The organism is Pseudomonas sp., from assembly GCF_002796985.1.
Taxonomy (GTDB): Bacteria; Pseudomonadota; Gammaproteobacteria; order Pseudomonadales; family Pseudomonadaceae; genus Pseudomonas.
In genome coordinates, this window is the sequence record NZ_PEKX01000022.1 from 19,802 (window position 1) to 40,030 (window position 20,229).

The window sequence follows — 20,229 nt, forward strand, 5'->3', positions numbered from 1 at the left end:
TGGGGAAAACCATGGCTAAGGTATTCGCGATCGCCAACCAGAAGGGCGGCGTCGGCAAGACCACGACCTGTATCAACCTCGCCGCATCGCTGGTCGCCACCAAGCGACGCGTGCTGCTGATCGACCTCGATCCACAGGGCAACGCCACCACCGGCAGTGGTGTGGATAAGTTGTCGCTGGATCATTCCATTTACGATGTGCTCACCGGCGAAAGCGACCTGGCCCAGGCTATGCAGTTCTCCGAGCACGGCGGCTACCAGCTGCTGCCCGCCAACCGCGACCTTACCGCGGCGGAAGTGGTGCTGCTGGAGATGGACATGAAGGAGCACCGCCTGCGCCATGCGCTGGCGCCGATCCGGGAAAACTACGACTTCATCCTCATCGATTGCCCTCCGTCGTTGTCGATGCTCACGGTCAACGCCCTGTCTGCCGCAGACGGCGTGATCATTCCGATGCAGTGCGAGTACTACGCACTGGAAGGCCTGACCGATCTGATGGACAGCATCCAGCGCATCGCCGAGCGGCTGAACCCGGCGCTGAAGATCGAAGGCCTGCTGCGTACCATGTACGACCCGCGCATCAGCCTGACCAACGATGTCAGCGCGCAGCTGCAGGAACACTTCGGCGACAAGCTCTACACCACCGTGATCCCGCGCAACGTGCGACTGGCCGAGGCACCCAGCTTCGGCATGCCGGCGCTGGTCTACGACAAGCAATCCCGCGGTGCCCTCGCCTATCTGGCGTTGGCTGGCGAGCTGGTGCGCCGTCAGCGCGCCGCCCGTACCACCGCCCCCGCCTAAGAGATTAAGGAACCCGCATGGCCGCCAAGAAACGAGGGCTCGGACGCGGACTGGACGCCCTGCTCAGTGGCTCCAGCGCCGCTACGCTGCAGGAAGAAGCCGTTCAGGTGGACAGCAAGGAGCTGCAACACCTGCCGCTGGATCTGATCCAGCGTGGCAAGTACCAGCCCCGTCGCGACATGGACCCACAGGCCCTGGAAGAACTTGCTCAGTCGATCAAGGTCCAGGGCGTGATGCAGCCCATCGTGGTACGCCCCATCGACAAGGGCCGCTACGAGATCATCGCCGGTGAGCGCCGCTGGCGCGCGAGCCAGCAGGCCGGCCTGGACAAGATCCCGGCCATGGTCCGTGAGGTGCCGGATGAAGCCGCCATCGCCATGGCGCTGATCGAGAACATCCAGCGCGAAGACCTCAATCCCATCGAGGAAGCCGCAGCACTGCAGCGACTGCAGCAGGAATTCCAGCTGACCCAGCAACAGGTCGCCGACGCCGTGGGCAAATCCCGGGTGACCGTGGCCAACCTGCTGCGCCTGATCGCCCTCCCGGAAGAGATCAAGACCCTGCTGTCCCACGGCGACCTGGAAATGGGCCATGCCCGCGCCCTGCTCGGATTGCCCGAGAATCGACAGGTCGAAGGTGCGCGACATGTTGTCGCACGCGGCTTCACCGTGCGTCAGACCGAAGCACTGGTGCGCCAGTGGCTCAACGCCCCGGCGGAACCTGTCAAAACGGTCAGGACCGACCCGGACATCAGCCGCCTGGAACAGCGCCTGGCCGAGCGCCTGGGCGCTCCGGTGCAGATTCGCCATGGACAGAAGGGCAAAGGGCAGTTGGTGATCCGCTACAACTCCCTCGATGAGCTTCAGGGCGTGCTCGCGCACATACGTTGATACGAACGTAGTATGTAGGGCACGTCGGAAATCACTACCTGACAGTTGAATGGGGGGCCCGCGGCCCCCTATACTCTGCGCGCAATTTTGTCGGCACAAAGTATGCCAAGTTGTTGATTTGTGAAGCCGGCACCAGAGGACTGTGAGCTAGAGATGGAACACCGCAAGCCCAATCGTTTGCCCTTCCATCGACAACCGGCGTTTAGCCTGTTGCTCGTCCAACTGGTGGTGTTGCTTGTCGGCGCCGCAACCCTGTGGTTTGCCCGGGGATCGGTGGCAGGTTATTCCGGATTGCTCGGAGGCCTGATTGCGTGGTTGCCGAATCTGTACTTTGCTCGCAAGGCGTTCCGTTACAGCGGCGCCCGTTCCGCCCAGCTGATAGTCCGGTCGTTTTATGCCGGTGAGGCGGGAAAACTGATTTTGACGGCAGTGCTCTTCGCACTGACGTTCGCAGGTGTGAAGCCGCTGGCGCCTCTGGCGCTGTTCGGCCTCTACCTGCTGACCCTCGCGGTCAGCTGGTTTGCACCCCTGCTGATGCGAAACACATTTACAAGACCTTAGAGCGATTGAGGCAAACATGGCAGCAGAAAGCGCTTCGGGTTACATCCAGCACCACTTGCAGAACCTGACCCTGGGTCGTCTGCCAGATGGTTCCTGGGGGTTCGCCCACTCCGCCGAACAAGCCAAGGAAATGGGCTTTTGGGCGTTCCACGTTGACACCCTGGGTTGGTCCGTATTCCTCGGCCTGGTGTTCATCCTTATCTTCCGCATGGCAGCCAAGAAGGCTACCAGCGGTCAACCTGGCGGCCTGCAGAACTTCGTCGAAGTGATGGTGGAGTTCGTCGACGGCAGCGTGAAGGACACCTTCCACGGCCGTAACCCGCTCATCGCGCCGCTGGCGTTGACCGTGTTCGTCTGGATCTTCCTGATGAACCTGATCGACCTGGTGCCCGTGGACTTCCTGCCGCTGGCGGCTCAGGCAGTCACCGGTAACGAGCACCTGTTCTTCCGCGCCGTGGCCACCACCGACCCGAATGCCACCTTCGGCATGTCGATCGCGGTGTTCGCGCTGATCATCTTCTACAGCATCAAGGTCAAGGGCATCGGCGGCTTCCTCGGCGAACTGACCCTGCACCCGTTCAACAGCAAGAACGTCGTGGTTCAGATCATCCTGATCCCGGTGAACTTCCTGCTGGAGTTCGTGACCTTGATCGCCAAGCCGGTATCCCTGGCACTGCGTCTGTTCGGCAACATGTACGCCGGCGAGCTGATCTTCATCCTGATCGCCGTGATGTTCGGTTCCGGCATCCTCTGGCTGGGCGGCATGGGCGTTGTGCTGAACTGGGCGTGGGCCGTGTTCCACATCCTGATCATCACCCTGCAGGCCTTCATCTTCATGATGCTGACCATCGTCTACCTGTCGATGGCCCACGAAGACAGCCACTGATCCAAAGATTCTGTACGCCCTCTCCTTCATCGGAGGGGGTGAAAGAAGAGTTTCACCACCTTAACTTGCTTCACCTTTAACCAACACGACAAAAAAGTCGGGAGGAAAAATGGAAACTGTAGTTGGACTCACTGCTATCGCCGTTGCTCTGCTGATCGGTCTGGGCGCTCTGGGCACCGCCATTGGCTTCGGCCTGCTGGGCGGCAAGTTCCTGGAAGGCGCTGCTCGCCAGCCGGAAATGGTACCGATGCTGCAGGTGAAAATGTTCATCGTCGCCGGTCTGCTCGACGCCGTGACCATGATCGGTGTTGGTATCGCTCTGTTCTTCACCTTCGCTAACCCGTTCATTGCTCAGGTTGCCCAGTAATTTCCGCGCAGCGGAAATCTGTGACTGAACAACGAACGAGCGAGGTATTGGCGTGAACATTAATGCAACTCTGATCGGCCAGGCCATCGCGTTCGCCATCTTCGTCCTGTTCTGCATGAAGTTCGTATGGCCTCCGGTCATCGCGGCTCTGCACGAGCGTCAGAAGAAGATCGCCGACGGCCTGGACGCTGCTAACCGCGCGGCTCGTGACCTGGAACTGGCTCACGAGAAAGCGGGTCAGCAACTGCGCGAAGCCAAGGCTCAGGCAGCCGAGATCATCGAGCAGGCGAAGAAGAGCGCTAACCAGATCGTTGACGAAGCCCGCGAGCAGGCCCGCACCGAAGGCGACCGTATGGTTGCTCAGGCCAAGGCCCAGATCGAACAGGAACTCAACAGCGTCAAAGACGCCCTGCGTGCCCAAGTGGGTGCCCTGGCTGTCTCCGGCGCCGAGAAGATCCTGGGTGCTTCGATCGATGCCAACGCGCAAAAGCAGCTGGTTGATCAACTGGCCGCCGAGATCTAAGCAGAGGGCGATATGGCAGAACTGACCACATTGGCTCGTCCATACGCGAAGGCGGCTTTCGAGTACGCCCAGGCTCATCAGCAATTGGCCGATTGGTCCGCTGCTCTGGGTGTGCTGGCTGCAGTGTCGCGGGACGACACCGTGCGCCAGCTGCTCAAAGAGCCCCAGCTGACCGCCGCAGCCAAGGCTGACGCGCTGATCGACGTGTGTGGCGACAAGCTCAATGCTCCGGCCCAGAACTTCGTCCGGACTGTGGCTGAAAACAAGCGGCTCGACCTGTTGCCGACCATCTTCGAGATGTTCGAGCAACTCAAGGCCGAGCAGGAACAACTGGTCGAGGTCGAGGTCACCAGTGCCTTCGCCCTGGATCAGCAACAGCAAGACAAACTCGCCAAGGCCCTCAGCGCCCGGCTCAGTCGTGAAGTGCGACTACATGCGTCGGAAGACGCGAGCCTGATCGGCGGCGTGGTTATTCGCGCCGGTGACTTGGTAATCGATGGCTCGGTGCGCGGCAAGCTCGCGAAACTGGCCGAAGCGTTGAAATCTTGAGTTTGAAGGGGCAGCGGCATGCAGCAACTCAATCCTTCCGAAATTAGTGAAATCATCAAGGGGCGCATCGAGAAACTCGACGTCGCCTCGCAAGCGCGCAACGAAGGCACCATCGTCAGTGTTTCCGACGGCATCGTGCGCATCTTCGGTCTGGCCGACGTCATGTACGGCGAGATGATCGAATTCCCGGGCGGCGTCTACGGTATGGCGCTGAACCTGGAGCAAGACTCCGTCGGTGCTGTGGTACTGGGTGAATACCAGGACCTCAAAGAAGGCATGAATGCCAAGTGCACCGGCCGCATCCTGGAAGTCCCGGTTGGTCCGGAACTGCTGGGTCGCGTTGTCGACGCCCTGGGTAACCCGATCGATGGCAAAGGCCCGATCGACGCCAAGCTGACCGACGCAGTCGAGAAAGTGGCGCCGGGCGTGATCTGGCGTAAGTCGGTAGACCAGCCGGTGCAGACCGGTTACAAGTCGGTCGACGCCATGATCCCGGTTGGCCGTGGCCAGCGCGAGCTGATCATCGGTGACCGTCAGATCGGTAAATCCGCTCTGGCGATCGATGCCATCATCAACCAGAAGAACAGCGGCATCCGTTGCGTCTACGTAGCCATTGGTCAGAAGCAATCGACCATCGCCAACGTCGTACGCAAGCTGGAAGAAAACGGCGCCCTGGCCAACACCATCGTGGTGGTTGCCAGTGCTTCGGAATCCGCCGCTCTGCAATACCTGGCTCCGTACTCCGGCTGCACCATGGGCGAATACTTCCGCGATCGCGGTGAAGACGCCCTGATCGTGTACGACGACCTGTCCAAGCAGGCCGTAGCCTACCGCCAGATCTCCCTGCTGCTGCGCCGTCCGCCGGGCCGCGAAGCTTATCCGGGCGACGTGTTCTATCTCCACAGCCGTCTGCTGGAGCGCGCTTCCCGCGTTTCCGAAGAGTACGTAGAGAAGTTCACCAACGGTGAAGTGAAAGGCAAGACCGGTTCCCTGACCGCCCTGCCGATCATCGAAACCCAGGCTGGCGACGTTTCCGCGTTCGTTCCGACCAACGTGATCTCCATCACCGACGGTCAGATCTTCCTGGAATCGGCCATGTTCAACTCGGGTATCCGTCCGGCCGTCAACGCCGGTATCTCGGTATCCCGTGTGGGTGGCGCGGCCCAGACCAAGATCATCAAGAAGCTGTCCGGCGGTATCCGTACCGCGCTGGCCCAGTACCGTGAACTGGCGGCCTTCGCCCAGTTCGCTTCGGACCTGGACGACGCGACCCGCAAGCAGCTGGAACATGGTCAGCGCGTTACCGAGCTGATGAAGCAGAAGCAATACGCGCCGATGTCCATCGCCGAGATGTCGCTGTCCCTGTATGCCGCCGAGCGTGGCTTCCTGCAGGACGTCGAGATCGCCAAGGTGGGCGCCTTCGAACAAGCGTTGATCGCTTACTTCCAACGTGAGAACGCCGCTCTGCTGGCGAAGATCAACGAGAAGGGTGACTTCAACGACGAAATCGACGCAGGCATCAAAGCCGGCATCGAGAAGTTCAAGGCCACCCAAACCTGGTAAGCCGCAGCGGGGGTCGGTGACGGCCCCCGCCTGCTAAACCGATAGGTGTGAAATGGCAGGCGCAAAAGAGATTCGCAGCAAGATTGCGAGCATCAAAAGCACGCAAAAAATCACCAATGCCATGGAAAAGGTGGCGGTGAGCAAGATGCGCAAGGCACAAATGCGCATGGCGGCCGGCCGTCCCTACGCGGAGCGCATTCGCCAGGTGATCGGCCATCTGGCCAACGCCAACCCGGAATACCGTCACCCGTTCATGGTCGAGCGTGAAGTCAAGCGCGTCGGCTACATCGTGGTGAGCTCCGACCGTGGCCTGGCCGGCGGCCTGAACATCAACCTGTTCAAGGCTCTGGTCAAGGACATGAGCGGGCAGCGCGATCATGGCGCGGAAATCGACCTCTGCGTGATCGGCTCCAAGGGTGCATCCTTCTTCAAGAGCTATGGCGGCAACGTAGTTGCAGCTATCAGCCACCTGGGCGAAGAGCCGTCGATCAACGATCTGATCGGCAGCGTCAAGGTCATGCTGGATGCCTACCTGGATGGTCGTATCGATCGTCTGTACGTGGTTTCCAACAAGTTCGTCAACACCATGACCCAGAAGCCGACCGTGGAACAGCTGATTCCGCTGGTGGCCGAGGACAATGCCGAGCTGAAGCACCACTGGGACTACCTCTACGAACCCGACGCCAAGGCCCTCCTCGATGGCCTGCTGGTGCGCTACGTGGAATCCCAGGTGTACCAGGCCGTGGTTGAGAACAACGCCTGTGAGCAGGCGGCCCGGATGATTGCAATGAAGAACGCTACCGACAACGCCGGTGATCTGATCAGTGGTTTGCAGCTGATCTACAACAAGGCACGTCAGGCGGCGATCACCCAGGAAATCTCGGAAATCGTCGGCGGCGCTGCCGCGGTGTAAGAACAGGTTCAAAATTCAGAGGAACCAGACATGAGTAGCGGACGTATCGTTCAAATCATCGGCGCCGTGATCGACGTGGAATTCCCGCGCGATGCCGTGCCGAGCATCTACGAGGCCCTGAAAGTTCAGGGCGTCGAAACCACCCTGGAAGTTCAGCAGCAGCTGGGCGACGGCGTGGTTCGTTCCATTGCGATGGGTTCCACCGAAGGCCTCAAGCGTGGCCTGAACGTGGAAAGCACTGGCGCAGCCATCTCCGTCCCGGTCGGCACCAAGACCCTGGGCCGTATCATGGACGTGCTGGGCAACCCGATCGACGAAGCCGGCCCCATCGGCGAAGAAGAGCGCTGGGGTATTCACCGCGACGCTCCGTCCTACGCTGACCAGGCTGGCGGCAACGACCTGCTGGAAACCGGCATCAAGGTTATCGACCTGGTCTGCCCGTTCGCCAAGGGCGGTAAAGTCGGTCTGTTCGGTGGTGCCGGTGTCGGCAAGACCGTAAACATGATGGAACTGATCCGTAACATCGCCATGGAGCACAGCGGTTACTCTGTGTTCGCTGGTGTGGGTGAGCGTACTCGTGAGGGTAACGACTTCTACCACGAGATGAAGGATTCGGGCGTACTGGACAAGGTAGCCCTGGTTTACGGCCAGATGAACGAGCCGCCGGGCAACCGTCTGCGCGTTGCACTGACCGGCCTGACCATGGCCGAGAAGTTCCGTGACGAAGGCCGTGACGTACTGCTGTTCATTGACAACATCTACCGTTACACCCTCGCCGGTACCGAAGTATCCGCACTGCTGGGCCGTATGCCTTCCGCAGTAGGTTACCAGCCGACCCTGGCCGAAGAGATGGGCGTTCTGCAGGAGCGCATCACCTCCACCAAGAAAGGCTCGATCACCTCGATCCAGGCCGTCTACGTTCCCGCGGACGACCTGACCGACCCGAGCCCGGCGACCACCTTCGCCCACCTTGACGCCACCGTCGTACTGTCCCGTGACATCGCCTCGCTGGGTATCTACCCGGCCGTCGACCCGCTGGACTCGACTTCCCGTCAGCTGGACCCGCTGGTCATCGGCCAGGAACACTACGACACCGCTCGTGGCGTGCAGTACGTTCTGCAACGCTACAAGGAGCTGAAGGACATCATCGCGATTCTCGGCATGGACGAACTGTCCGAGTCCGACAAACTGCTGGTGGCCCGTGCTCGTAAGATCCAGCGCTTCCTGTCCCAGCCGTTCTTCGTGGCTGAAGTATTCACCGGCTCGCCGGGCAAATACGTCTCCCTGAAGGACACCATCGCTGGCTTCAAAGGCATCCTCAACGGCGACTACGACCACCTGCCCGAGCAGGCGTTCTACATGGTCGGCGGCATCGAAGAAGCCATCGAGAAAGCGAAGAAGCTGTAATCCGTGCGCCCGGCAACGGGCGCTTACGTGAGGCAAGGGTATGGCTATTACTGTCCACTGCGACATCGTCAGCGCCGAAGCGGAGATCTTCTCCGGTCTGGTAGAGCTGGTCGTAGCGCACGGCGCTCTGGGTGATCTGGGTATCGCTCCGGGCCACGCGCCGCTGATCACCGAGCTCAAGCCGGGCCCGATCCGCCTTGTGAAGCAGGGTGGCGAGCAGGAGGTGTACTACATCTCCGGTGGCTTCCTCGAAGTACAGCCGAACATGGTCAAGGTTCTCGCCGACACCGTGATTCGTGCAAGCGACCTCGACGAAGCGGCTGCCCAGACCGCACTGAAGGAAGCTGAGAAGGCTCTGCAAGGTAAAGGTGCAGAGTTCGACTACAGCTCCGCCGCAGCCCGCCTGGCCGAAGCCGCAGCGCAACTGCGCACGGTCCAGCAGGTTCGCAAGAAGTTCGGCGGCTGATCCGCGTGAAGCCCTCGGGCTTTAGCGAAAATTAGGAAAAGGGTAGCCTTGGCTACCCTTTTTCTTTTTCTACACCCGGGGTTTCCCCGCTCACCAGGACGGTCCCTCATCCATGTCTCTTGAAATCGTCATCCTCGCTGCTGGCCAGGGCACGCGCATGCGCTCGGCCCTGCCGAAAGTCCTGCACCCGGTCGCTGGCAAACCGATGCTCGCCCATGTGATCGATACCGCACGTGGCCTTGGCCCGTCGCGTATTCATGTCGTGATCGGCCATGGTGCAGACCTGGTGCGCGAGCGCCTGCAGGCGGATGACCTGAATTTCGTGATCCAGGAACAACAACTGGGTACTGGCCACGCTGTGGCGCAGGCCGCTCCGTTCCTGAGTGCGGACAAAGTACTGATCCTCTACGGCGATGTGCCGCTGATCGAGCCGCCGACCCTGGAGCGGCTGATGGCCCAGGCCACGCCGGAGCAGCTGGCGCTGCTGACCGTCGAACTGGACGATCCGACCGGCTATGGGCGGATCATTCGCGATGGCGCTGGCGATGTTCAGGCCATCGTCGAGCAGAAGGACGCCTCCCCTGAGCAACGCGCCATCCGCGAAGGCAATACCGGCATCCTCGCCGCACCGCGCGAGCGCCTGCTGGGCTGGCTCTCGCGCCTGTCCAACGCCAACGCCCAGGGCGAGTACTACCTCACCGACGTTATTGCCATGGCAGTCGGTGACGGCCTGCGCGTAGCCACCGCCCAACCCCAGGTGGCGATGGAAACCCAGGGCGCCAACGACCGCCTGCAACTCTCCGAGCTGGAGCGCTTCTTCCAGCTGCGCGTGGCGCGCCGCCTGATGGCCCAGGGCGTAACCCTGATCGACCCGGCGCGCTTCGATGTGCGTGGCGAAGTCAGCGTTGGCCGCGACGTCAGCATCGATATCAACGTGATCCTCGAAGGTCAGGTGGAGATCGAGGACGACGTGCAGATTGGTCCGAATTGCTACATCAAGAACAGCACCCTGCGCCGCGGCGCGATCATCAAGGCCAACTCGCACCTGGAAGGTGCACATGTCGGCCCGGACAGCGACGTGGGCCCGTTCGCCCGCCTGCGCCCGGGCAGCGTGCTGGAGCGCAAGGTGCATGTGGGTAACTTTGTCGAGCTGAAGAATGCCCATCTGCAGGACGGCGTGAAGGTCGGCCACCTGACCTACCTGGGCGACAGCGAAGTCGGTGCGCGGACCAACATCGGCGCGGGAACCATTACCTGCAATTACGATGGCGCGAACAAGTGGCGCACCACCATTGGCGAGGACGTTTTCATCGGCTCCAACAACTCGCTGGTGGCGCCTGTGGATATCGGAACCGGGGCCACGACTGGCGCGGGGTCTACTATCACCGCTGACCTTCCGGCCGATACCCTTGGCGTCGGTCGCGCCAAGCAACGGGTGATCGAGGGCTGGAAGCGCCCGGAAAAGATCAAGAAATCCTGATACACAAAAAGTCGCCCTGTGGGTAAGTTTTTATCCACAGGGCGATTTGTTTTTTTGGTTACTCACAAGCCGTCCCCGCGATCTGCTAGGCGGCTCGTTCTCGCTGGAGTTTCCCGGTCATGCTTGGCGTCGCCATCCTGATCTTTCTGATCACCGATCCGTTCGGCAACATCGCGGTTTTCCTGGCCGCCCTCAAATCCGTGCCTGCCGAACGCCGTCTGAAAGTAGCGCTGCGCGAACTGCTGTTCGCCCTGGGCCTTTTGCTACTGTTCCTTACCCTGGGCGAGCACATCCTCACCGGGCTGGGGCTGTCCAAGGAGGCGACCGGCATCGCCGGCGGCATCATCCTCTTCGTGGTCGCCATGCGCCTGATCTTCCCAACGGCTCAGGGCGTGCTGGGCGACATGCCGGACAACGAACCGTTGTTCGTGCCGCTGGCCACGCCGGCGGTGGCGGGGCCGTCCGCGCTGGCGATGCTGATCACCCTGCGCAGCACCTACACTGGTCCCTTGTGGGAGCTTTACCTGGCGGTGATCCTGGCGTGGGCGGCGACTGCCTTCATCCTGCTGCAGGCGTCTTACCTGCAACGCTTCCTCGGTCCGCGTGGGCTGATGGCCGTTGAGCGTCTGGCCGGCATGCTGCTGATTATGCTCAGCGTGAACATGCTCCTGCAGAACGTGCGCAGCTTCCTGCATATCGCCGCCTGATGCTCTCTCCTTGAGAACCGCCATGATCCTGCGTGTCCTGACTTTTGCGCTCCTCACCACACTGCTAGCCGGCTGTGCCGACAAAGGCCTGCAGATCAATCGCGAGCATGTGTCGAAGAACCAGGACAGCCGTATCCAGTACGTCATCGTCCACTACACCTCGGCCGACCTGCCGCGCTCGCTGGCGCTGCTGACTCATGGCGAAGTGAGTGCGCACTACCTGATTGGCGACAACCCGGCGACCATCTACCAGCTGGTGGACGAGAACCGCCGCGCCTGGCACGCCGGTGCCAGCGAATGGCAGGGTCGTACCTGGCTGAATTCAACCTCCATCGGTATTGAACTGGTGAACCCCGGGTACCGTGATACCCCGAGCGGGAAGATCTGGTATCCGTATCCGGATGCCCAGATCGATGCATTGATTGCCCTGCTGCGAGACATCACCCAGCGTCAGGGCATCACTCCGGAACATATCCTCGGGCACAGTGATATTGCCCCGCAGCGCAAGGTCGATCCGGGGCCGTTGTTCCCCTGGAAGAAGCTGGCCGAGGCAGGCCTGATCCCCTGGCCGAAGCCGGGCGAGCTGGCGCGTCGCCTGGCCGAGCTGAATGGCCAGTTGCCGGCGCCGGGGTGGTTCCAGCAGCAGTTGGCGCGCCACGGTTACGCGGTGCCGCTCGATGGGGTCATGGATGAGGAGACCCGCAACGTCATCGCGGCCTTCCAGATGCGCTTCCGCCCCGACCGCTTCGATGGCGAACCCGACCTGGAAACCGCCGCGCTGCTGCTGGCGGTGCCGACCTCTTAAAGCGGTAGCAACAGATAGAAGCGCGAGCCCTTGCCCTGTTGCGAACGCAGGACGATGCGCCCGCCGTGCAACTGCACGATTTCCCGGCAGAGCGCCAGGCCGAGTCCGACACCGCCTTTCTTGCGGCCCACCTGCACGAAGGGCTCGAAGATGCGCCCTTGCTGGCTGAGCGGGATGCCGTCGCCGCTGTCTTCCACGGCAATCACCACGCGCTCCTCCTGGCAGTGCGCCTGCAGCCGGATCGTGCCGCCTTCGGGGGTGTGGCGCAGTGCGTTGCCGATCAGGTTATCCAGCACGCGCTCAATCTGCGTGCGGTCGATATTGATGGGTGGCAGACCGTCAGCAATCTCCAGTTCGAGCTCAATACGCTTGCGCTCTGCGGGACCGGCAAAGCGCTGGTTCGCCTGGCGCAGCAGATCGCCCACATCGCACAGCTGCAGCTCCAGCTTCTGGGTGCCGCTCTGGTATCGGGAGAAATTCAGCAGGTCGTTGATCAGCCGTACCAGGCGGTGCATCTCCTCGTCCACGGTGCGCACCAGATCCCGCTCGCGGGATTCCTCGGGGAACGTCAGCCGCTCGGCGAGCAGGCCGAAGGCCATGTGCATACCGGTCATGGGAGTGCGAAGCTCGTGGGATGCGCGCAGTACGAAGTCATTGCGCACGCGCTCGAAGGCGCGCTGCTCGGTGACGTCGCGCACTACCATCACTGCACCGATGTTACGACCGTCGTCATGGCTGACCGGCGACATGCCCCAGGTCAGCAGTCGAGTCTCACCGCCCACTTCCACCACCAGGTCTTGCGGAGTTTCTTCCAGCAGGTTGCCGTTCAGGACGCGCTGGACCGCCTGAGTCAGCTCCGGGTTGTTCAGTAGGGTGCCCAACTCCTGGCCCAGTGGGTCGCTTTGGGAAAACAACTGGCGGGTAGCGACCGGGTTGGCATGCTCGATGCGGCCGTGACGGTCGAGGATCACCAGGCCGTCGTCGATGCTGTCGAGTACCGCCAGCAGACGCTTGCGGCCCGAGCCCAGCGCCTCGGTATTGCTCGCTCGATAGAGGCGTAACGCTTCCGCCATCAGGCCGAAGCGGCGGCTCAGGGAGGACATTTCGGCGATGCCGGAGACGGGCAGGGTGACGTCGAAATCGCCCTGGCCGATTTTGTCCGCCGCCTTGGCCAGCGTCTCGATAGGGGCGCCGAAGCGGCGGGCGATGCTGTGCGCGGTGATGAAGCCGACCACCAGGATGGCGATGCCGATCAGGCCGAGCAGGCCGCTGATCAGCAGGGGGCGATCACGGGCCGAGCGCTCATCGGTGCTGATGTTTTCCATCGCGCCCTGGTGCAGCGACAGCAGGCGGTTGCGCAAGACGTCGAGGGTGCGGCTGAGATCGCTGTCCTCCAGTAATGCCGGGCGTCCCGGGCCGGTCGTGTCGCTCGCCTCGACAAACAATCGATGGGCATCGGCGATTTGCGTCATGGCCTGGCGTTCGCCGCTGGTGCGCGCCAGCGCGCGCCCCTGGTCGAGTGCCTGGGCGAAGTGCGTGCGGGCCCGTTCGAGATGTTCCAGGTTGGGCCGGGCGCTGAGTACCTGTTCCAGTTCGTCGCCCAGCGCCTGACGCAGGCGCTGGCTGACCTCGATGGCGTCGAAGTTGCGTTGGATCAGTTGGGCCTGCTCGCGGCCAGTCAGCACCACACTGAACAGCCCGAGCAGCAGCCCCAGTAGCGCTACCGTGATGAGCGCCGAGATGCTGAGGAACAGCCTCGTGCGCAGCGTCATCGGGATCGGCAGGTTCATAGGCTGTACTGTTTGCGCTTGCGATAGAGGGTGGAAGCATCGATTCCCAGGGTCTTGGCCGCCTGGTCGAGCGTGGCGCTGGAGGCCATCACCGCGGCGATGTGGGCTTTCTCCAGCTCTTCCAGGCTCATTGCCTCGCCAATGCGCGGTGCGGAGCTGGTGGCCTGTTCGCCAATGGCGAGCTGTTCGACTCCGATAAGCTCAATATTGCAAATGATGCTCGCGCGTTCGATCACATTGCGCAGTTCTCGCACGTTCCCCGGCCAGTTATAGCGGCGCAGTAGCGCGCGGGCTTCTTCGGTGAATCCACGGGCAGGGCGACCATACTCCTTCACGAAACGGGCGAGGAAGCGTTCGGCCAGTCCGAGGATGTCCTCGACGCGTTCCCGCAGCGGCGGCAGATTCAGCACGATGACATTCAGACGGTAGAGCAGGTCTTCGCGGAAAGTGCCCTGGGCGACCATGCCGGCAAGGTCGCGGTTGGTGGCGGCGAGGATGCGTACATCGGCATTGCGGGTGACCGGGTCGCCGATCCGCTCGTACTCCTTGTCCTGGATAAAGCGCAGCAGTTTTGGCTGCAGGATGAGGGGAAAATCGCCGATCTCGTCGAGGAACAACGTGCCGCCATCCGCCTGGCTGATGCGCCCGAGGGTGTTCTCGGTGGCGCCAGTGAAGGCACCACGGCTGTGGCCGAACAGTTCGCTCTCCATCAACTCGGCAGACAGGGAAGGGCAGTTGATGGTCACGCAGGACTTCTTCGCCCGCTTGCTCCAACCGTGGATCGCCCGGGCCAGCTCACCCTTGCCGGAGCCGGACTCGCCGAGGATGAGGATGTTGGCGTCGGTGGCGGCCACCTGGCGCGCCGTCTCCAGCACGGCGGCCATGGCCGGGCTGTGGGACTCCAGCACATCGCCCTGCTTGCGCACCTCGCCTTCCAGCGCCTCGATGCGGGCGGTGAGCTGGCGTACTTCCAGTTGCTTGGCTGCGGCCAGGCGCAGTTGGTCAGGGCTGCAGGGCTTGACCAGATAATCGGCGGCGCCTGCCTGCATGGCGTCCACGGCGGTGTCGACCGCCGAATGCGCGGTGACTATCACCACGCGCATCCAGGGTGCCTGCACGCGCATTTGCGCCAGCACGTCCAGGCCGTTGTCATCGCCCAGGCGCAGGTCGAGGAAGCACAGGTCGAACACCTGGTGCTGCAACAGGTTCTCGGATTGCTGCGCACTGCTGGCGGTGGCCACGCTGTAGCCCTCGTCCTCCAGGCAGTAGCGGAAAGAGCGCAGGATGGCGGACTCGTCATCGACCAGCAGGATCCGGCCTTGCCGTTCAGGCGTTGCGTCCATTCAGCAATGTCCTCGTTGTGTGATTCGCTGTTGTTGGTTGTGCGATTTTTCTTAGTCCAAGGATTTTCGTGCAAGTTGCAAGAATCTTTCTTATTCCTCGGGCAGGGTGCACAGGCCAGAGTTATTCACAGGCGATTCAACACATTGAATTACAAGATTTTTATCCACAAAAACGCACTGAAACGGCGCTTGCGAATCTAATTTCGCACCATCGTTTGACGGAGACCGCCATGCCTACCCCGAAGATCCTCGCCCTGGTCCTGAGTACCGCGCTGCTCGCTTTGCAGCCTTTTGCCAGCCATGCCGCCGAGGCTGGGCTTTCCGCGCAGCTCGCCGAAGCACGCCAGGAAGGTTCGATCTGGACGGCCATCAACCTCAACCGCGAACTCAAGCCCTACACGATCAAGGTCGATGTGGAGAACGGCCGCGCGCAGTTGACCGGCGCCGTGGCCAGCGAAGAGCAGAAGGCGCTGGCCGGGCAGATCGCCGGCAGCGTCGAAGGCATTACGGCTGTGGATAACCAGTTGGGTGTGGACGCCTCTCTAGCGGACACGCAGAAGGCCGACGCCGCCACGGACGCAGGAGTCGTGCAGCGTTGGGATGACGCCACGCTGGCGGCCAGGGTGAAATCCAAGTTGCTGCTGGAAAAGCGCGGCGAAGGTCTGGACATCAAGGTCACCAGCCGCGCGGGGGCCATTACCCTGGAAGGCACGGCGGCCAGCGACGAGGCCAGCCAGCAAGCCGCGCACCTGGCGGCTCAGACCGAGGGCGTCACTGCTGTGGATAACCGCCTGAAGGTCGATCCGGACGCCGCCTCCACACAGAAACTCGAGAAGTCCGTCGGCGATGCCCAGGCTGCTGTCAGCGACGCCTGGATCACCAGCCAGATCAAGGCCGGCATCCTCGCCGTCCACGCGCTGCAAGGCCTTTCCATCGGCGTTTCCACCCGAGATGGCGTGGTGACCTTGAGTGGGCAGGTGCCCAACGCCGACGAGCGCCAGCAACTGATCGATTCCGCACGCAAGACCCGCGGTGTGCATGCGGTGGACGCTACCGCGCTGAAGGTGGCCGGCCAGGCCGCCTGACTTTCCTGCCCTTCCCAGCGGAGTGGAGGTCATGACCTGCACGACCCAATGAGCCAGCTCAAGCACTCGCAGAAGTGATGGGCTCGCGGGGCGCAGAAGATGCTGGAAGCCGGGATTGCAAAAAGCACGAACTATCCCGACCCATCGTGCAGGATGCGGCAGAGAGAGGTGTTTGCGAAAAATTCAATTTATTGATTTAAAAGGGAAAAATAGATTTATCCGCCTGGCACGCGGCGTGCAATTCCCCTTGCAAGGCAGTGAACAAGACCACTCGCGACGGTGAGAACCCAGAGGCCGGGGGAAGCGTTCCCCGGGTTCGACAGACAGGCCGGCGACGGGCAGGAGAAACGGCATGAACAGCGGAACCTACAGCCCAGTGCAAGTCGCTTGTATCGATGGGTGGAGCCGGATCTTCTTCGCCGCCGCCCTGCTGCTGGTCAGCCAGGTGCAACTGCCGATGCCGGTCTCTCAGGCCTCCAGCGCGCCGGTCACCTATGTCCTGGGCGCCCCCAGCTCTCCCGGCCTTTACCGTGAAGCCTCGCGTTATCCACAGCCTGCCCGTAACCAGGCGCAGGTACTGGCAGCCCCGCAGACTCAGGCCCAGGTTCAGCCGATGGCGCGTGCGCAAGGCGGCTGGGTGTTCTGAATTGATTCGCTGGCAGGCTCCAGGTCTGTCCGACAGGTCCGCAGTGCCCGGATGCGCCCGGGCGGACACCCCTTCCGGAGACTGACTTGTGATCACTCTGGAGCAGGCACCCGAAGCGGTGCCGAACCGACAACGAGAAGAGGAGATACCCCCATGCTTAGCTGGGCACTGACATTCCTGATCATCGCCATCATCGCTGCGGTCCTGGGCTTCGGTGGTATCGCCGGCACCGCTACCAGTATCGCCAAGATCCTGTTCGTCATTTTCCTGGTGCTGTTCATCGTGTCGTTCTTCATGGGCCGTCGGCGAGGTTGACGTCCTCCTGGCCGGAAGAAGTCGAACCAGGAGCGTCATGGAGAGCTCTACCGCAACCGGCCGCTGTCGGCTCTTCTGTTCGTCGCAGGGACCCAGGCCCTGGCCGACGAGGCGGGCGAAGGGGTCAAACGGATCCTGGATGATCCGCTCAAGCGCGATCCGAACGGGTACCGACGCAGAGAGCGGCTGCAAGAGATTCGCGTAGCCAGAAGGCCTACGCAGGGCCAGGGGGCCGGGCTGTTCGGGATGCTTCAGGTCCTGAGTGACCCCGGGGTACAGGGGGTACCTCCGCAGCAGCGGGCCGGGTCAGGCAAAAAAGCCTGCGGAGCCGGCGCGGGATTCTCGCGCAGGCTCCGGAGCGCCTCATTTCATAGCGCAGTCGATCAGGGCTTGAAGTTGGCCGCGTCGCGCGCCCAGCCATCGAGCACCGGTTTCAGATCCGCGAGGGACAAGTGGGTGCTGGTGTTCTCCAGTGTCTTGCCCGCGCCCTTGCGCACCACCTGGGCGACCGGTTTGCTGGTCGCGCCATCCAGCGCCTCGAATTCCACGTAGACCTCGGTGTCCTGGTCACGAGTGCCGACCGCCGTGGTCGTTGCCGCCACCACCAGCGCAATCGGGATCACCTCATAGGCTTTCAGGCCCTCGGTGGAGATGTTCACCCCGGTAATCGCGGTACGCAGCACCAGGGTGTCCCGGTCGGCCTGCTGGACGATGCGGTAGCGGCTACCGAGTTGCAGTTCGACCTGCTGCTTGAGGTAGTCGGGGATTTCGTTGAGGGTCTTCTGGTCGATGTTCTCGGTGGGCTTGGGCGGCGGGTAATACACCGGCCGCTCGACCAGTACCGAGCTGTAGTTCTGCAATTTCAGGTTCGGGTCGACCCAGCGCAGCACGGGTTGGCCGCTGGGCGAAGTGGCTGGTTTGAGGTGCGAATAGTCGCCGAGGAAGCCCGAATACTGCGAGGCATCCGGTTTCTGGCTGGAACAGCCGGCCAGCGCCAGGGCGGTGGCGAAGAGCAGGGTGGGTACTACGTAGCGTCGCGTCATGGAGCGTCCTTATTCAGAGTGTCACCGCGTTGTGCTTTCACCACATTGAACAACCCGTTGCTTACCCGGCTGCTGCGGCGGCGGCAGGGTATCCGCACGCTCGCTCGAAGCCGGTTGAACTTCACTGACGTCAGTCAATTCGGAGTGTCGTTGAAAGGTCTTACAATCACTCGCCGATTCTCGTCGGTCGATTTACTTCGGCCTTCCGAGGAGCTGCGACCGCAACAATGAAGAGCGGAATCCGGTGACTTATCCACAGCACCCGCATTCCCGCCAGCCTTGCAGCCGAAGGGCCCTTAGCTCGCCCCCGGCCATCCATGACGGTTTCCTCAGCGCGACCGTACATCCGGTAACAAGAAGCCGCGACCCTCGTGTCCCAGGCTTTCCATCCGCTCGATCCAGGCCATTGACGGCCAATTTTCACCAAGCCTAGACGGCTTTGTAGAGCGCTGCGTGACAGGCGTTGAGGAATCTGTGTCATGCAGAAAATCAAGGGTCGAACGACCTGGAACCAAGGTTTCAGATGCCATTTCCCATGCCGATTGTGCATGGGGTAGGCGTTTCCGGCATTAGACGGGGAAGGGGGGGGTCGGAATCATGCGCCCCCTTTTTCGCTGGCCGTCGGTATCCCGATGGTTTGGCGACCCCGACTTCCACAAGAATCAAGGGTGACTCACTATGGGCAGAGCCAAGCTTAGCCTCGCCTGGCAGATCCTCATCGGCCTGGTACTCGGAATCGCACTGGGCGCCGCGCTCAACCACTTCAGCGCGGAAAAGGCCTGGTGGATCAGTAATATCCTCCAGCCGGCGGGCGACATCTTCATCCGCCTGATCAAGATGATCGTGGTCCCGATCGTCATCTCCTCGCTCATCGTCGGCATCGCCGGCATGGGGGACGCGAAGAAACTCGGCCGCATCGGCCTGAAGACCATTCTCTATTTTGAAATCATCACCACCGTCGCCATCGTGGTCGGCCTGCTGCTGGCGAATATCTTCCAGCCCGGCGCCGGCATCGACATGAGCACCCTGGGCACTGTGGATATCTCCCAGTACGCGCAGACCGCCAAGGAAGTCGAGCACCACCACGCGTTCATCGAGACCATTCTCAACCTGATCCCGTCGAACATCTTCGCGGCCATGGCCCGCGGCGAGATGCTGCCGATCATCTTCTTCTCGGTGATGTTCGGCCTGGGGCTTTCCTCGCTGCCGGCGCAGACCCGCGAGCCGCTGGTGACGATGTTCCAGGGCGTGGCCGAGGCCATGTTCCGCGTCACCCACATGATCATGCGCTACGCCCCCATCGGCGTGTTCGCGCTGATTGCCGTGACGGTCGCCAATTTCGGCTTCGCCTCGCTGCTGCCGCTGGCCAAGCTGGTGGTGCTGGTGTACTTCGCCATCGCCTTCTTCGCCTTCATGGTGCTCGGCCTGGTGGCGCGCCTGTTCGGCTTCTCGATCATCAAGCTGATGCGCATCTTCAAAGACGAGTTGGTCCTGGCCTATTCCACCGCCAGCTCCGAGACCGTGCTGCCGCGCATCATCGAGAAGATGGAGGCGTATGGCGCGCCCAAGGCGGTGAGCAGCTTCGTGGTGCCCACCGGCTACTCGTTCAACCTAGATGGCTCGACCCTGTACCAGAGCATCGCGGCGATCTTCATCGCCCAGCTCTATGGCATCGACCTGTCCATCGGCCAGCAACTGATGCTGGTGCTGACCCTGATGGTCACCTCCAAGGGCATCGCCGGCGTACCGGGGGTTTCCTTCGTGGTGCTGCTGGCGACCCTGGGCAGCGTGGGCATTCCGCTGGAAGGCCTGGCCTTCATCGCTGGTGTCGACCGCATCATGGACATGGCGCGCACCGCGCTGAACGTGATTGGCAACGCGCTGGCCGTGCTGGTGATCTCCAAGTGGGAAGGCGTGTACGACGCGCAGAAGGGCGCCCGCTATTGGGAAGCCATGCGCAACGGTCGTGTCGAAGCATTCCTTGAAGGGGAAAGCCCGGACGGCAAGCAAAGCCCCGTCGCTCACTGACCCGCAAGGGTTATCCACAAGGCCCCGGCACCGTCCGGGGCCTTGTCGTTTCTGGCGTCGGA

21 protein-coding genes are annotated in these 20,229 nt (G+C 62.1%); 18 read left to right on the forward strand and 3 right to left on the reverse strand.

Annotation, left to right across the window (positions count from 1 at the left end; all coding sequences use genetic code 11):
• The first annotated feature begins 11 nt into the window (after positions 1–11).
• From CTR55_RS25270 to CTR55_RS25335, 14 genes are all read left to right on the forward strand, one after another.
• Positions 12–800 carry a ParA family protein gene (locus CTR55_RS25270; protein ID WP_296290422.1) on the forward strand — a complete coding sequence of 263 codons (789 nt, stop codon included), beginning with the start codon at positions 12–14 and terminating at the stop codon, positions 798–800.
• Positions 801–817: 17 nt separating this feature from the next.
• Positions 818–1,690, forward strand: a complete 873-nt coding sequence (locus tag CTR55_RS25275; RefSeq protein ID WP_296290425.1) for a ParB/RepB/Spo0J family partition protein — start codon at positions 818–820, stop codon at positions 1,688–1,690.
• Between the two features lie 153 nt (positions 1,691–1,843).
• Positions 1,844–2,251: a F0F1 ATP synthase subunit I gene (locus tag CTR55_RS25280; protein WP_296290427.1), complete on the forward strand. Its 408-nt coding sequence runs from the start codon at positions 1,844–1,846 to the stop codon at positions 2,249–2,251.
• A 16-nt stretch (positions 2,252–2,267) separates the two neighbouring features.
• Positions 2,268–3,137 (forward strand): F0F1 ATP synthase subunit A, encoded by an 870-nt coding sequence (gene atpB / locus CTR55_RS25285; protein ID WP_296290429.1) that lies wholly within the window; start codon positions 2,268–2,270, stop codon positions 3,135–3,137.
• 109 nt (positions 3,138–3,246) lie between these two features.
• Entirely contained in the window at positions 3,247–3,504 is a 258-nt protein-coding gene (gene atpE / locus CTR55_RS25290; RefSeq protein ID WP_003457994.1) for a F0F1 ATP synthase subunit C, read from the forward strand.
• 52 nt (positions 3,505–3,556) lie between these two features.
• Positions 3,557–4,027, forward strand: coding sequence for a F0F1 ATP synthase subunit B (locus CTR55_RS25295; RefSeq protein WP_296290431.1), 471 nt, complete (start codon positions 3,557–3,559; stop codon positions 4,025–4,027).
• Between the two features lie 12 nt (positions 4,028–4,039).
• Positions 4,040–4,576 carry a F0F1 ATP synthase subunit delta gene (locus CTR55_RS25300; protein ID WP_296290434.1) on the forward strand — a complete coding sequence of 179 codons (537 nt, stop codon included), beginning with the start codon at positions 4,040–4,042 and terminating at the stop codon, positions 4,574–4,576.
• An 18-nt stretch (positions 4,577–4,594) separates the two neighbouring features.
• On the forward strand, positions 4,595–6,139 hold the full coding sequence (gene atpA, locus CTR55_RS25305) for a F0F1 ATP synthase subunit alpha (protein ID WP_296290435.1): 1,545 nt from the start codon (positions 4,595–4,597) through the stop codon (positions 6,137–6,139).
• 52 nt (positions 6,140–6,191) lie between these two features.
• The gene (gene atpG, locus CTR55_RS25310; protein WP_296290437.1) at positions 6,192–7,052 is read left to right on the forward strand and encodes a F0F1 ATP synthase subunit gamma; all 861 of its coding nucleotides are present in this window, start codon (positions 6,192–6,194) and stop codon (positions 7,050–7,052) included.
• A 30-nt stretch (positions 7,053–7,082) separates the two neighbouring features.
• On the forward strand, positions 7,083–8,459 hold the full coding sequence (gene atpD / locus CTR55_RS25315) for a F0F1 ATP synthase subunit beta (protein WP_296290438.1): 1,377 nt from the start codon (positions 7,083–7,085) through the stop codon (positions 8,457–8,459).
• Positions 8,460–8,499: 40 nt separating this feature from the next.
• A complete protein-coding gene (locus CTR55_RS25320) occupies positions 8,500–8,925 on the forward strand; it encodes a F0F1 ATP synthase subunit epsilon (RefSeq protein ID WP_296290439.1) in 426 nt (141 codons plus the stop codon).
• 112 nt (positions 8,926–9,037) lie between these two features.
• A complete protein-coding gene (gene glmU / locus CTR55_RS25325; RefSeq protein ID WP_296290440.1) occupies positions 9,038–10,405 on the forward strand; it encodes a bifunctional UDP-N-acetylglucosamine diphosphorylase/glucosamine-1-phosphate N-acetyltransferase GlmU in 1,368 nt (455 codons plus the stop codon).
• Between the two features lie 119 nt (positions 10,406–10,524).
• Positions 10,525–11,112 carry a MarC family protein gene (locus CTR55_RS25330; protein ID WP_296290441.1) on the forward strand — a complete coding sequence of 196 codons (588 nt, stop codon included), beginning with the start codon at positions 10,525–10,527 and terminating at the stop codon, positions 11,110–11,112.
• Positions 11,113–11,134: 22 nt separating this feature from the next.
• Positions 11,135–11,917 carry an N-acetylmuramoyl-L-alanine amidase gene (locus tag CTR55_RS25335; protein ID WP_296290442.1) on the forward strand — a complete coding sequence of 261 codons (783 nt, stop codon included), beginning with the start codon at positions 11,135–11,137 and terminating at the stop codon, positions 11,915–11,917.
• Here CTR55_RS25335 and CTR55_RS25340 read toward each other — a convergent pair.
• Together CTR55_RS25340 and algB are read right to left on the reverse strand one after the other, a co-directional pair.
• Positions 11,914–13,707 carry an ATP-binding protein gene (locus CTR55_RS25340; protein WP_296290443.1) on the reverse strand — a complete coding sequence of 598 codons (1,794 nt, stop codon included), beginning with the start codon at positions 13,705–13,707 and terminating at the stop codon, positions 11,914–11,916. The two genes, CTR55_RS25335 and CTR55_RS25340, sit on opposite strands and share 4 nt — an antisense overlap.
• Positions 13,704–15,050, reverse strand: coding sequence for a sigma-54-dependent response regulator transcription factor AlgB (gene algB / locus CTR55_RS25345; RefSeq protein WP_296290444.1), 1,347 nt, complete (start codon positions 15,048–15,050; stop codon positions 13,704–13,706). Before algB ends, CTR55_RS25340 begins: the two co-directional genes overlap by 4 nt.
• Positions 15,051–15,280: 230 nt before the next feature.
• On the opposite strand from algB, the gene CTR55_RS25350 reads away from it, so the two are divergent.
• From CTR55_RS25350 to CTR55_RS25360, 3 genes are all read left to right on the forward strand, one after another.
• Positions 15,281–16,135: a BON domain-containing protein gene (locus CTR55_RS25350; RefSeq protein WP_296290445.1), complete on the forward strand. Its 855-nt coding sequence runs from the start codon at positions 15,281–15,283 to the stop codon at positions 16,133–16,135.
• Between the two features lie 352 nt (positions 16,136–16,487).
• Positions 16,488–16,781, forward strand: coding sequence for a hypothetical protein (locus CTR55_RS25355; RefSeq protein WP_296290446.1), 294 nt, complete (start codon positions 16,488–16,490; stop codon positions 16,779–16,781).
• Between the two features lie 153 nt (positions 16,782–16,934).
• Positions 16,935–17,096, forward strand: coding sequence for a DUF1328 domain-containing protein (locus tag CTR55_RS25360; protein WP_296290447.1), 162 nt, complete (start codon positions 16,935–16,937; stop codon positions 17,094–17,096).
• Positions 17,097–17,479: 383 nt separating this feature from the next.
• Here CTR55_RS25360 and CTR55_RS25365 read toward each other — a convergent pair whose 3' ends face one another.
• Positions 17,480–18,139 (reverse strand): DUF3313 domain-containing protein, encoded by a 660-nt coding sequence (locus tag CTR55_RS25365; RefSeq protein ID WP_296290448.1) that lies wholly within the window; start codon positions 18,137–18,139, stop codon positions 17,480–17,482.
• A 678-nt stretch (positions 18,140–18,817) separates the two neighbouring features.
• On the opposite strand from CTR55_RS25365, the gene gltP reads away from it, so the two are divergent.
• Positions 18,818–20,167, forward strand: coding sequence for a glutamate/aspartate:proton symporter GltP (gene gltP / locus CTR55_RS25370; protein WP_296290449.1), 1,350 nt, complete (start codon positions 18,818–18,820; stop codon positions 20,165–20,167).
• Positions 20,168–20,229 lie beyond the last annotated feature (62 nt).

Bases quoted from the DNA above. Each gene is read 5' to 3' on its own strand.
- CTR55_RS25270 (WP_296290422.1), top strand. From the start codon at position 12: ATGGCTAAGGTATTCGCGATCGCCAACCAGAAGGGCGGCGTCGGCAAG.
- CTR55_RS25275 (WP_296290425.1), top strand. From the start codon at position 818: ATGGCCGCCAAGAAACGAGGGCTCGGACGCGGACTGGACGCCCTGCTC.
- CTR55_RS25280 (WP_296290427.1), top strand. From the start codon at position 1,844: ATGGAACACCGCAAGCCCAATCGTTTGCCCTTCCATCGACAACCGGCG.
- atpB (WP_296290429.1), top strand. From the start codon at position 2,268: ATGGCAGCAGAAAGCGCTTCGGGTTACATCCAGCACCACTTGCAGAAC.
- atpE (WP_003457994.1), top strand. From the start codon at position 3,247: ATGGAAACTGTAGTTGGACTCACTGCTATCGCCGTTGCTCTGCTGATC.
- CTR55_RS25300 (WP_296290434.1), top strand. From the start codon at position 4,040: ATGGCAGAACTGACCACATTGGCTCGTCCATACGCGAAGGCGGCTTTC.
- atpA (WP_296290435.1), top strand. From the start codon at position 4,595: ATGCAGCAACTCAATCCTTCCGAAATTAGTGAAATCATCAAGGGGCGC.
- atpG (WP_296290437.1), top strand. From the start codon at position 6,192: ATGGCAGGCGCAAAAGAGATTCGCAGCAAGATTGCGAGCATCAAAAGC.
- atpD (WP_296290438.1), top strand. From the start codon at position 7,083: ATGAGTAGCGGACGTATCGTTCAAATCATCGGCGCCGTGATCGACGTG.
- CTR55_RS25320 (WP_296290439.1), top strand. From the start codon at position 8,500: ATGGCTATTACTGTCCACTGCGACATCGTCAGCGCCGAAGCGGAGATC.
- glmU (WP_296290440.1), top strand. From the start codon at position 9,038: ATGTCTCTTGAAATCGTCATCCTCGCTGCTGGCCAGGGCACGCGCATG.
- CTR55_RS25330 (WP_296290441.1), top strand. From the start codon at position 10,525: ATGCTTGGCGTCGCCATCCTGATCTTTCTGATCACCGATCCGTTCGGC.
- CTR55_RS25335 (WP_296290442.1), top strand. From the start codon at position 11,135: ATGATCCTGCGTGTCCTGACTTTTGCGCTCCTCACCACACTGCTAGCC.
- CTR55_RS25340 (WP_296290443.1), bottom strand. From the start codon at position 13,707: ATGAACCTGCCGATCCCGATGACGCTGCGCACGAGGCTGTTCCTCAGC.
- algB (WP_296290444.1), bottom strand. From the start codon at position 15,050: ATGGACGCAACGCCTGAACGGCAAGGCCGGATCCTGCTGGTCGATGAC.
- CTR55_RS25350 (WP_296290445.1), top strand. From the start codon at position 15,281: ATGCCTACCCCGAAGATCCTCGCCCTGGTCCTGAGTACCGCGCTGCTC.
- CTR55_RS25355 (WP_296290446.1), top strand. From the start codon at position 16,488: ATGAACAGCGGAACCTACAGCCCAGTGCAAGTCGCTTGTATCGATGGG.
- CTR55_RS25360 (WP_296290447.1), top strand. From the start codon at position 16,935: ATGCTTAGCTGGGCACTGACATTCCTGATCATCGCCATCATCGCTGCG.
- CTR55_RS25365 (WP_296290448.1), bottom strand. From the start codon at position 18,139: ATGACGCGACGCTACGTAGTACCCACCCTGCTCTTCGCCACCGCCCTG.
- gltP (WP_296290449.1), top strand. From the start codon at position 18,818: ATGGGCAGAGCCAAGCTTAGCCTCGCCTGGCAGATCCTCATCGGCCTG.